Source organism: Alloalcanivorax xenomutans (assembly GCF_032810065.1).
Classification (GTDB): Bacteria; Pseudomonadota; Gammaproteobacteria; order Pseudomonadales; family Alcanivoracaceae; genus Alloalcanivorax; species Alloalcanivorax xenomutans.
On the sequence record NZ_CP136538.1, the window covers coordinates 3,190,622 to 3,202,091 of the forward strand.

The 11,470-nt window shown below is 59.4% G+C and carries 9 protein-coding genes; 7 read left to right on the top strand and 2 right to left on the bottom strand.

The window, feature by feature from the left end:
* The first annotated feature begins 17 nt into the window (after positions 1–17).
* The 3 genes from RYH70_RS14625 to hpaR are packed head-to-tail and all read left to right on the top strand — an operon-like array spanning position 18 to position 2,898.
* Positions 18–971, top strand: coding sequence for an MBL fold metallo-hydrolase (locus RYH70_RS14625; RefSeq protein WP_026948708.1), 954 nt, complete (start codon positions 18–20; stop codon positions 969–971).
* Positions 964–2,436, top strand: a complete 1,473-nt coding sequence (locus tag RYH70_RS14630; protein ID WP_080531333.1) for an NAD-dependent succinate-semialdehyde dehydrogenase — start codon at positions 964–966, stop codon at positions 2,434–2,436. The genes RYH70_RS14625 and RYH70_RS14630 overlap by 8 nt, the downstream gene beginning before the upstream one ends.
* A gap of 33 nt (positions 2,437–2,469) precedes the next feature.
* Positions 2,470–2,898, top strand: a complete 429-nt coding sequence (hpaR, locus tag RYH70_RS14635; RefSeq protein ID WP_014995628.1) for a homoprotocatechuate degradation operon regulator HpaR — start codon at positions 2,470–2,472, stop codon at positions 2,896–2,898.
* 60 nt (positions 2,899–2,958) lie between these two features.
* On the opposite strand, the gene RYH70_RS14640 is transcribed toward hpaR, so the two are convergent.
* Positions 2,959–4,185: a branched-chain amino acid ABC transporter substrate-binding protein gene (locus RYH70_RS14640; RefSeq protein ID WP_026948706.1), complete on the bottom strand. Its 1,227-nt coding sequence runs from the start codon at positions 4,183–4,185 to the stop codon at positions 2,959–2,961.
* Positions 4,186–4,316: 131 nt separating this feature from the next.
* A complete protein-coding gene (locus RYH70_RS14645; protein ID WP_031228470.1) occupies positions 4,317–5,054 on the bottom strand; it encodes a TerC family protein in 738 nt (245 codons plus the stop codon).
* A 205-nt stretch (positions 5,055–5,259) separates the two neighbouring features.
* Here RYH70_RS14645 and acnA point away from each other — a divergent pair, with 205 nt between their 5' ends.
* The 4 genes from acnA (at position 5,260) to RYH70_RS14665 (ending at position 11,446) form a co-directional block, all read left to right on the top strand.
* Positions 5,260–8,022 (top strand): aconitate hydratase AcnA, encoded by a 2,763-nt coding sequence (gene acnA / locus RYH70_RS14650; protein ID WP_172800751.1) that lies wholly within the window; start codon positions 5,260–5,262, stop codon positions 8,020–8,022.
* Between the two features lie 403 nt (positions 8,023–8,425).
* Entirely contained in the window at positions 8,426–8,986 is a 561-nt protein-coding gene (locus RYH70_RS14655; protein WP_022995719.1) for a hypothetical protein, read from the top strand.
* A 535-nt stretch (positions 8,987–9,521) separates the two neighbouring features.
* A complete protein-coding gene (locus RYH70_RS14660; RefSeq protein WP_022995718.1) occupies positions 9,522–10,481 on the top strand; it encodes an ABC transporter permease in 960 nt (319 codons plus the stop codon).
* Between the two features lie 11 nt (positions 10,482–10,492).
* Complete coding sequence (locus tag RYH70_RS14665; protein ID WP_022995717.1) at positions 10,493–11,446, top strand: ABC transporter permease; 954 nt, start codon at positions 10,493–10,495, stop codon at positions 11,444–11,446.
* The last annotated feature ends 24 nt before the right edge of the window (positions 11,447–11,470 follow it).

Sequence of the window (11,470 nt, forward strand, 5' to 3'; positions counted from 1 at the left end):
AAACAAGAGGAAAAATCATGTTTCGTTTGCGCTCAACGCTGATCGCGACGCTGCTACTCACAGCCGCTCTGCTTCCGTTCACCGCCACCGCCGCACCGGCGGAGCAGCAGCAGGTTCGTTTGATACTGCTGGGAACCAAGGGCGGCCCCTCCCTGCTTTCCGATCAACGACTGCCTCAGTCCACCGCGCTGATGGTCGGAGATGATCTGTACTTACTCGATGCAGGTTACGGCGCCAGCCTGCGTCTGGTTCAGGCCGGCATTCCTCTGGCCCGCCTCAAAGGTGTGTTCATCACTCATCTGCACAGCGATCACGTACTGGATTATCCATCGGTATTGATGAACGGCTGGGCCAGCGGTCTGAAGCAGCCGGTGCGGGTGTTCGGCCCTCCCGGCACCCAATCGATGACCGATAACACCTGGAAGACTTTCCAGGTGGATATCGGCCTTCGCATTGACGACGAAGGGAAGCCCGATCCACGCGAACTGGTCACCGTGAAGGAAATCGATGAGGGCATGGTTTATCGGGATGAACACCTCAAGGTTTCTGCCTTGCGCGTGCCGCACCCGCCGTTCAAGGACGGTCAGGCCTTCGCCTACAAGTTCGAGACTGGCGGCAAGACCATCGTTCTCTCCGGAGACCTGAACTACTTTCCGCCGTTGGCGCGGTTCGCCAAAGACGCCGACGTGCTGATCAACGAGGTGGTTCACGTGGAAGCAGTGGAGCGCCTGGCTAAACGTATCGGCAACGGCTCCACCTTGGCCAAGGCCATCATCTCCCACCATGTTACCGCCGAAAACGTGGGCCGTATCGCCAACGAGGCTGGCGTGAAAAAACTGGTGCTGAGCCATTTCGTTCCCGCCGATGATCCTCTGGTCACCGACGACGTCTGGCGTAAGGCGGTGGGAGATCAATATAAAGGCCCCATCGTGGTGGGCCGAGATGGAATGGAAATCAACCTGAATGACTGACACCACTGCCTCCTCAATCGCTCTCGGAAATAGCGCGCTGTTACGGCAGGACGCCTATATCGACGGCAAATGGATCAGCGCCATGCAACGCTTTTCAGTCACCGACCCGGCCACTGGCGCCGAGGTGACACAAGTGGCGGATCTTGCCGCGGAGGCCACCAGCATGGCCGTGGACGCCGCCCATCGGGCATTGCCGGCCTGGCGTGATCGCAGCAGTGGCGAACGCGCCGAATTGCTGAAGGAATGGTTCCACCTTGTCATGGCGAACCGTCAGGATCTCGCCCGCCTGCTGAGTCTGGAGCAAGGCAAGCCACTGACGGAAAGCCTCGGCGAAATCGACTATGGTGCCCGCTTCCTCGAATGGTTCGCCGAGGAAGCCAAGCGGGTGTATGGCGACATCATTCCCCACGATCGCACCGGACGGCGCTTGGTGGTGCTTAAGCAACCCGTGGGCGTGGCGGCGGCGATCACCCCGTGGAATTTTCCCCACGCCATGGTCACTCGCAAGGCGGCGCCGGCGCTGGCCGCCGGTTGCACTCTGGTGCTCAAACCGGATCCGCAAACACCGCTGTCGGCGCTGGCGTTGGCGGCACTGGCGGAACAGGCCGGCATACCCGCCGGTGTATTCAATGTGGTGACCGGACGTGATGCCGCCGCCATAGGCACGGTGCTCACCGGTGATGCGCGGGTCCGCAAGTTGTCGTTCACAGGCTCCACTCCCGTGGGCAAGCTACTGATGGCGCAAAGCGCCCAGCACATGCAGAAAGTCAGCCTGGAACTGGGCGGCAACGCACCGTTCATCATTTTTGACGACGCCGATCTGGACGCCGCCGTGGAAGGCGCCCTGGCCTCCAAGTTTCGCAACAGTGGCCAGACTTGTGTATGCACCAACCGCTTTCTGGTCCACCATCGCATCTACGACGCGTTCTGCCAGCGCTTCAGCACATCGGTGGCGGCGCTGCGAGTCGGCCCGGCCTTCGAGGAAGGCGTGCAACAGGGCCCTCTCATCAATGAAGACGCCTTGCGTAAAGTAGAGACGCACCTGGCCGACGCCATTGGCAAAGGGGCCCGGGTCCTCAGCGGCGGACAACGCCATGCGCTGGGCGGCGCCTTTTTCCAGCCCACGGTGCTGGCCGACGCGACACCGGACATGTTGCTGTTTCAGGAAGAGACTTTCGGACCGCTGGCACCGGTGTTCCGGTTTCATGACGAAGACGAAGCGCTGGCCCTGGCCAATGATACCCCGTTTGGACTGGCCGCCTACGTCTACACCCGGGATCTGGGACGCGCCTGGCGTGTCGGTGAAGCGCTGGAATATGGCATGGTCGGCGTTAATGAAGGTATTATTTCCAACGAGCGGGCACCCTTTGGCGGCATCAAGGAATCAGGTCAGGGCCGCGAAGGCTCCCGTTACGGAATAGAGGATTATCTGGAAGTAAAATACATGTGTCTGGGCATCGGTTGATGCCCATTCCAACTGTAAGGACGCCGATCCCGCATGCCCAAAGCCGCACCCTCCCTCACCCTGGCCCTGTTGCAGGGTCGCGAAGCCGTGATGGCGTACTTCCGCCCTTTGCTCAACAAACACAACTTGACCGAGCAGCAATGGCGAGTCATTCGTATTCTTAAACAAGCTCCTGACTTTACCCTGGAAAGTCGTGATCTGGCCGCCCTGGCCTGTATTCTCCGGCCCAGCCTTACCGGCGTGCTGGTACGTCTGGAAAAAGCCGGCCACGTTCGCCGCTGGAAACCGGAAACGGATCAACGGCGCCTGTGCGTCACCCTCACCGATCAGGGACATGAGGTATTCGCGCAAATGAGCAAAGGCATGAACCGGCAATATCAGAAGATCCAGCAGCGGCTCGGCGAAGACGACTATCAGACGTTGATGGATCTGCTGAGCCGGCTGCGGGACCTGCAGCCCTGAGCCCGGGAGCAGTCCTGAACCCGTAAATAAGCGGGCGGCCACCAGGGGCCGCCAGGTCCGTTATTTAGGCCGGCGCATGCGGCAACCCGTGGCCGGCATGGTTACCGCCTCCGGTTCGATGCGATCCAGTTTGGCGAAATTGAAGTCCGTGCCTTCGGCGCCATAGGGCATGTCGTCCTTCAGCACAGAAACGAACAACGGCGTTTGCAGCTGATGGTCCTCGCCACGCATGGTGACGGTGCCGTAGGACGTCTCCAGTGACAGACCTTCCAGCGCCCGGGCCACGTCCACCGGATCATTGCTGCCAGCCTTGTCCGCCGCTTTTTGCAGCATTTCCAGCATTACCGTGATACGCGGATAAAACAGGAAGTAATCCCATTTCTTGTCTTCATACATCTGCTTCTGACGCTCACCGATAGCGTCATCGTCGGTATCACCGTAATAGCCATAAATCTCATAAATACGATCCACACCCTGCTCGCCCAACTGGCTGACCACCCCCGGGCTGCCGCCATAGTAAGTAAGGAACGGCACATTCAAACCAAACTCCGCCGCCGCCTTGACCAGCAAGGTGATGTCCTGCCCCCAGTTGCCGGTGATGATGGCGTCGGCCCCGGATGCCTTGATCTTGGAGACATAAGGCGTGAAATCCTTTACCTTGCTCAGCGGGTGGAAATCCGTACCGACAATTTCGATGTCCGGACGTTTCTCCTTGAGCATGGTGCGCGCCGCTTCCGCCAGCGCATGGCCAAAACTGTAGTCCTGGTTGATCAGGTAGATCTTCTTGATGTCATCCCGTTTGGCGATCCAGTCGGTAAGCGCCTTCATCTTCATGTCGGAATGGGCTTCGAAACGAAAGTGCCAGAACGAGCAGCGTTCATTGGTAAAACTTGGCTCCACCGCGCCATGGTTCAGATAAAGCACCTCTTTTCCGGGGTTACGCCGGTTATACTTATCCACCGCCGCGATCAGAGCCGACCCCACCGCTGAGCCGTTACCCTGAACAATGTATCGGGCTCCCTCATCGATGGCCTTCTGTAACTGCACCAGACTCTCCTGAGGGTTGATCTTGTTGTCCAGCCCGATGATTTCGATGGGATCACCATTGAATCCGCCATTGGCGTTAAGCCGTCGCGCGTCGAAGCGCAGATGCTCCAATACCGGCAGGCCGGTGCTGGCCATGGGGCCGGTCAGCGGATCAATCAGCGCGATTTTCACCGGCGCCGCCAGCAACGGCCCCGCCATCATCATCAATGCAGCGAATAGAATAGAAATAGCACTCCGCATAAAGCCTCCGTTGTTATTGTGATAAGCGTTATTCATGCCTCCCGAAGCAAGGCTTTGTAATATTTACTCTGTATATATACCAAAGAGTATGTGCACAACAACGAGGCCTTGTCTATTTTGCCTTGCGTCACCTAGTCTCCACTGCTCGCCCTGCGACGGCGGGCGCTCATGCGCAGGTTGAGCATTTCCACACCAAAGCTGAACGCCATGGCGAAATAGATGTAGCCCTTGGGTATATGGAAATCGAGACCGTCCGCCACCAACGCCGTCCCCACCAGCACCAGAAACGACAGCGCCAGCATCTTCAAGGTTGGATGTTCGGTAACGAAATTACCGATGGCATTGGCGAAGACCATCATGAAGCCCACCGCGATGACCACCGCGATCACCATCACCTCCAGATGATTGGCCATGCCGACGGCGGTAATCACGGAGTCCAGCGAGAACACCACATCCAGCAACGCGATCTGCACCAGAATACTGAAAAAGGAAGCGCTGCCCCTGGACTTGGTGAACTGATGTTGTTCGCCGGCGTCATCAATCGAGTGATGGATTTCCATCACCGATTTTGCCAGCAGAAACAAACCGCCGAGAATCAGCACCAGATCGCGACCGGAAATGCCCTGCCCCAGCACCGTGAACCAATCCGCGGTGAGCCTGGTCAGCCAGGCCAGTGACGCCAGTAGCAGCAGCCGCATGATCATGGCCAGGGACAAGCCAATCAAACGCGCCTTGGGACGCTGCCGCTCCGGTAGTCGGTCAACCAGAATGGAAAGAAAAATGATATTGTCGATACCCAGCACGATTTCCAGGGCGGTCAGGGTGGCAAGGGCCACCCACGCCTCTGGAGAGGTTATCCACTCAAGCATGTATCGTCCTTCGTCCAGCCACCCACATTAAGTCCTGGCGTGGGGGGCCGAGCCAAGCGCCTCACCCGCTCCCCAGGGATCCATTTTCGGCCAATGAAGCGCCATTGCCGCCCCCCATCCTACCTATAGTCACCCCCTCTCGCCCACAGGTTCATGTACCGGCCATATGGGCGTAGTATCAAGGGACCCCAACCCCACAACTTGCATGAAAAGGAGGTGCGCAGTGACGAGGATTGGCCAGGACACCCTGAACAGCGCCAAGCCGCTGAACGTCGGCGATCGGACCTATCATTACTTCGATCTCAATACCGTGGCCGACAAAGGATGGGGTGACCTCAGCAAACTGCCCTTTTCCCTGAAAGTTCTACTGGAAAACCTGCTGCGCCATGAAGATGGCGACACCGTCACCGTCGACGATATCGAAGCTCTGGTGCGGTGGCCGGAGAAACGCACTTCCGATCGCGAAATCAACTACCGCCCCGCCCGGGTACTGATGCAGGACTTCACCGGTGTGCCCGGAGTGGTGGATCTGGCCGCCATGCGCGACGCCATCAGCAAGGCCGGCGGCGATCCGAATCGCATCAACCCGCTGGCGCCGGTGGATCTGGTCATCGACCATTCGGTAATGGTGGACAAGTTCGGCAATCCCCAGGCGTTCTCGGAAAACGTGGAGATTGAGTACGAACGCAATCGCGAGCGGTATCAGTTCCTTCGTTGGGGCCAGAAGGCCTTCGACAATTTCCGCGTGGTGCCGCCGGGCACCGGGATCTGTCACCAGGTCAACCTGGAGTACCTTGCCCGCGGCGTCTGGTCCGGCGACAGCGACGACGGCAATACCTATGCCTATCCGGACACACTGGTGGGTACCGACTCTCACACCACCATGATCAACGGCCTGGGCGTGCTGGGCTGGGGTGTCGGCGGCATCGAGGCGGAAGCGGCCATGCTCGGCCAGCCGGTGGCCATGCTGATCCCGGAGGTCATCGGTTTCAAGATCACTGGCAAGCTGCGTGAGGGCGTTACCGCCACCGATCTGGTGCTCACCGTCACCGAAATGCTGCGCCGCCGTGGCGTGGTGGGCAAGTTCGTCGAATTCTTCGGCGATGGCCTGGCTGACCTGAGCCTGGCGGACCGCGCCACCATCGGCAACATGGCCCCGGAATACGGCGCGACTTGCGGCTTCTTCCCCATCGACGAACGGACCACCGAGTATCTACAGCTCACCGGCCGCCCCCAGGAAGTGGTGGACCTGGTGGAAGCCTACTGCAAGGCCCAGGGCCTGTGGCGCTCCAGCGCCGATCCCGATCCGGTCTTCACCGACACCCTGGAGCTGGACCTGGACGACGTGGTCCCCAGCCTGGCCGGTCCGAAACGGCCCCAGGACCGGGTAGCGATGACGGAAGTAAAACGCACCTTCGCCGATCTGCTCACCAAGGAGCTGAAGCTCGATGACGCCGAGATCAGCAAGCTGGAGGGCGAAGGCGGGCAGACTGCCGTCGGCAACCACGAGCCCACCAGCGGCGTGGAAGTGGAACTCAATGGCGAGCGCTTTCACCTGGACCACGGCGCCGTGGTGATCGCCGCGATCACTTCGTGCACCAATACCTCCAACCCCAGTGTCATGCTGGCCGCCGGCCTGGTGGCGAAGAAGGCGGTGGAAAGGGGGCTGATCCGCAAGCCTTGGGTGAAAACCTCGCTGGCGCCGGGCTCCAAGGTGGTCACCGACTACCTGAGCAAAACCGGCCTCCAGGACCCGTTGAACGAACTGGGATTCGACCTGGTGGGTTACGGCTGTACCACCTGTATCGGTAACTCCGGCCCACTGCCGGAAGAGATCGACCGCGGTATCGCCGAAGGCGATCTGGTGGTGGCGTCGGTGCTCTCCGGTAACCGCAACTTCGAAGGCCGGGTACACCAGAGCGTGCGCACCAACTGGCTGGCATCGCCGCCGCTGGTGGTGGCCTACGCCCTGGCCGGTACCGTGCGGATCGATCTGGACAAGGACCCGCTGGGCCGCGACAACGATGGCAAGCCGGTCTATCTGAAGGACATCTGGCCCAGCAGCAAGGAAATCCAGGATGCGGTGGTGATGGTCAACAACGACATGTTCACCCGCGAGTACGCCAGCGTGTTCGACGGCGACGAGACCTGGAGAAGCCTGCCGATACCGGATTCCAAGACCTATGAGTGGAACAGCAAGTCCACTTACATCCAGAATCCGCCCTTCTTCGAAGGCCTCACCCCCGAAGTGGAAGATGTGCAGCCAGTCAGGAACGCCCGTGTGCTGGCCTTGCTCGGGGATTCCATCACCACCGACCACATATCCCCGGCCGGGGCGATCAAGGCGGACAGCCCGGCGGGGCATTACCTGCAAGGCCATGGCGTGGAGCCGATCAATTTCAATTCCTACGGTTCCCGCCGCGGTAACCATGAGGTGATGATGCGCGGCACTTTCGCCAACATTCGTATCCGTAACGAGATGACACCCAACATCGAGGGCGGCTACACCAAGCACATGCCCGGCGGTGAGGAAATGCCGATCTACGGCGCCGCCATGCGTTACCGCAAGGAGGGTGTGCCCAGCGTGGTGGTGGCTGGCAAGGAGTATGGCACCGGATCCAGCCGCGACTGGGCGGCGAAAGGCACCCGTCTGCTGGGGGTGCGCGCGGTGATCGCCGAAAGCTTCGAGCGGATCCACCGCTCAAACCTGATCGGCATGGGTGTGTTGCCACTGCAATTCCCGGAAGGCGTGGACCGCAAGACGCTCAACCTGGATGGCAGCGAGGAAGTGGATATCCCCGGACTGAACAACGACCTGAAACCGGGTCAGGAAATCGAGGTGGTATTCCGCAAGAGCAACGGCAAGGAACAAAGCATCAAGGCGATCAGCCGTCTGGACACCGGCGCTGAGGTGACCTACTACAAGAATGGCGGCATTCTCCACTATGTGCTGCGACAAATGATGTAACTCTCCCCCCGCCGCGCCGGCTCTGTATAAACAGGGTCGGCGCTCTTCTTTCTTTTTTATCTTCTTTACCTCTCGCATACACGCCTTTTTCGTTCCCCTTTTTTTAGTCCGCCGGCAAACGTCGATAACGGCTTTTTTCCGCCTTTACAGCCCTCAAACGCGGGACATAAAGAGCCGGCCGGTTCCCGATTTTTCCAAGCGGGAAACATTTTATCTGTCCCCTTTTTTATAGATTACGCATTTTTTATAGGAACAAGTTTGCGTTCGACGCATAACAGAGCAAAGATAAGTCCGCCGGCAGCGTTCGGGGCGAGCTGGCAAGGTGTTGCTCCTGCCCCGGGCAACGCCGCCTAGGTTCATCATCACGGATCAAAAAAGCACACAAGGAGGCAGGAGGCAGGGAATGAATATTTCCACGGTTACCAACCCGAAAATTCATCCTTTTCTATATGTCTATCGCAGCCGCGAAGATGATTTCTGGTGGTGTGCGATTCCCTATATCGATAAGCGGGCAAGACGACGACAGAGACGCTGTACTTTCCGCGACAGCAAGTATGGCAGTACCGAAGCGGCGCTCTATCAGGCGAGGCTGTGGCGCGACCGGCAGATCCAACGGCCGGAGGTACGTGCCGCCATGGGTAAGCATCGACCGCTGATCCTTTGCAGCACCGACGAACTGGATCACATGTCCGAAACCCGCAACCCCTTCGGTCTGGTGGGTATCACCGCCACCTTTCGCGACAAACCCCTGGGGGGTAACTTTTCGGTCACCGCCAACCGGGGGCGCAAGAAGTGGTTTTCCATGCGCCGTTACGGCGGCTATGGCGCTTTCCGCCGAGCGGTGGAGCAGCGCTGTCGCTGGGTCGGCGAACCGATGCCCGACGAAGAAGACCTCAGACGGCGTTATCAACACTGGGCTCGTCGCAACCGCGACACCCTGATCAGCCATCGGGTGGAAACCTGATACCCGCGATACAGAGCCGTCCATCCGGCGGCTCTGTTACCCTTCTTCCCTATCGACTGATCCCTTTGGTAACAACGCCCGAAAATAATGTCACCATATTAACTTTATCATTATAAATACTCAGTTCTTCCTGAACGAGAGAAGCCGGAATTCGAGCCTTCGAACCATTGACCACGCTTTTTTTGCCACTGTCCTTTCGATCACCTTTTTCGTTATTAAAATAAAACAACCTTTCAAATCAACAAGTTACACATCAATCATAGAAGCAAAACCTCACCACTGTTCCCCCCTTTTTCCCCTACTCCTAGTGCGCCTTGACACCCGAAAAAGTGGCGGGCTAAAGTGAAATTGAAGTTCATTATTTGAGAGATCAGGCATTATTTTAATGCTCTGACGTTTATTTGCGCCGAACCAACGGACCTCGCCCCTGGCCGGGTCATTACGACAACAAGGTTCCATAACAACCATCCACAACAATACGGCCCGACAAGAGCGGAACATCGCCGGGGCCAGGCTCGGGAAACAGGTAGTCAACATGGGTTTCTATGTATTACGGCGCCTGCTGGCGCTGATTCCCACCCTGTTCATCGCCAGTGTCATTGCGTTCACCGTGGTCCGTCTCGTTCCCGGTGATGTTCTCGACCTGATGCTCAGCGAGAACGTCTACTCTTCCGGCGCGCCGGAAGACCGGGCCCAGTTGGAACAAGCGCTGGGCCTGGACAAGCCTCTCTATCAGCAATACCTGCATTGGGCCGGCGATGCCCTGCAAGGGGATCTGGGAGAATCGCTGTGGCGCAATACCCCGGTCACCGGGGAAATCGCGGCACGCCTGGACGTCACTTTGGAGTTGGGCATTCTGGCGCTCCTGATCGCGCTGGCGATCGGGCTGCCCATTGGCATCTTCGCCGCGGTCCGGCAGGAAACCCTGGGCGATCATATTGGCCGCACCTTTTCCATCCTTGCCCTGGCCATGCCCAATTTCTGGCTCGGCACCCTGGTGGTGATCCTGCCGGCCTTGTGGTGGGGCTGGTCCCCGCCCAATGAGCTGGTGCCGTTCTTTGAAAACCCGCTGGAAAATCTCAAGACCTTCCTGTTGCCCTCCTTGATTCTGGGCACCTCGCTATCGGCGGTGATCATGCGCATGACCCGCACCATGATGCTGGAAGTGCTGCGTCAGGATTACATCCGCACCGCCTGGGCCAAGGGGCTGCGCGAGCGCCGGGTGGTACTGATGCACGCGGTGAAGAACGCCATGATTCCGGTAATCACCCTGGTCGGCATCCTGGTCCCCATCCTGTTCGGCGGCACGGTCATTATCGAACAGATCTTTCGCCTGCCGGGGCTGGGACAGCTGCTGCTGGAAGCGGTGAGCACCCGCGATTACCCGGTCATCACCGGCGTCTTTCTGGTCACCGGCGTGGTGGTGATGCTGGTCAACCTGCTGGTTGATCTGTGCTACGGCTACCTTGACCCCAAAGTTCGTTACGACCGCTGACGGAGACCGCCATGAGCCTGTCCATACAGACCCCCGCGGCCGCCGCTCCGGCCACGCCGCCGCGCCGCCGGGCCCATCCCAAAACGCTGCGTTTCCTGCGCCGGCTGTGCAAGGAGCGTCCCCTCGGCGCCCTGGGCGCGATGATTTGCCTGGTGCTGCTACTGACCGGCCTGTTCGCCGACGTCATTGCCCCCGAAGGGTTCAACGCCATTAATCCCATTGAACGGCTGAAGGCGCCTTCAGCGGAACACTGGCTGGGCACCGACCAGTTGGGGCGTGACGTCTTCGCGCGCATCGTGCACGGCGCCCAACTGTCGGTGATCGTGGCCTTCGCCGCCACCACCTTGTCGATTGTCATCTCCGCGCTGCTGGGGATTCTCAGCGGCTATTTCGGCGGCCGTCTGGACATGATCATTCAACGCCTGGTGGATGGCTGGATGTGTTTTCCCGATCTGATTCTGCTGATCGTGGCGGTGGCGGTCCTCGGCCCGGGCACCTGGCAGGTGATCCTTATTCTGGGCTTGCTGTTTGGTATTTCCGGCTCGCGCATCATTCGCGGCGCGGTGCTCAGTGCCAAACAGAACGTCTATGTTCACGCGGCGCAATCCATGGGCGCCTCCAGCCCCCGTATTTTGCTCAAACATATTCTGCCCAACGTCATGGCACCGCTGATCGTGCTTTACACCACGCGTCTGGCGGCGGTGATTCTGGCCGAATCCGGACTCAGTTTTCTCGGTCTCGGAATTCCGCCGCCGGAGCCGAGCTGGGGTGGCATGCTCAGCCTGGACGGCCGCAGTTATATGTTCCAGGCGCCGTGGCTGGCGATCGCGCCCGGCATCGCGCTGACCGTGGCGGTGTTCGGCATCAACATGTTCGGCGATGCCCTGCGTGACCTGCTCGACCCGAGAATGCGCGGCGGTGGCGGCCGCTATCTGGCCCGCGTCAAACGCACCATCGGCAGCTGACCGGCCCCTGGTTCGAGGAAGGGA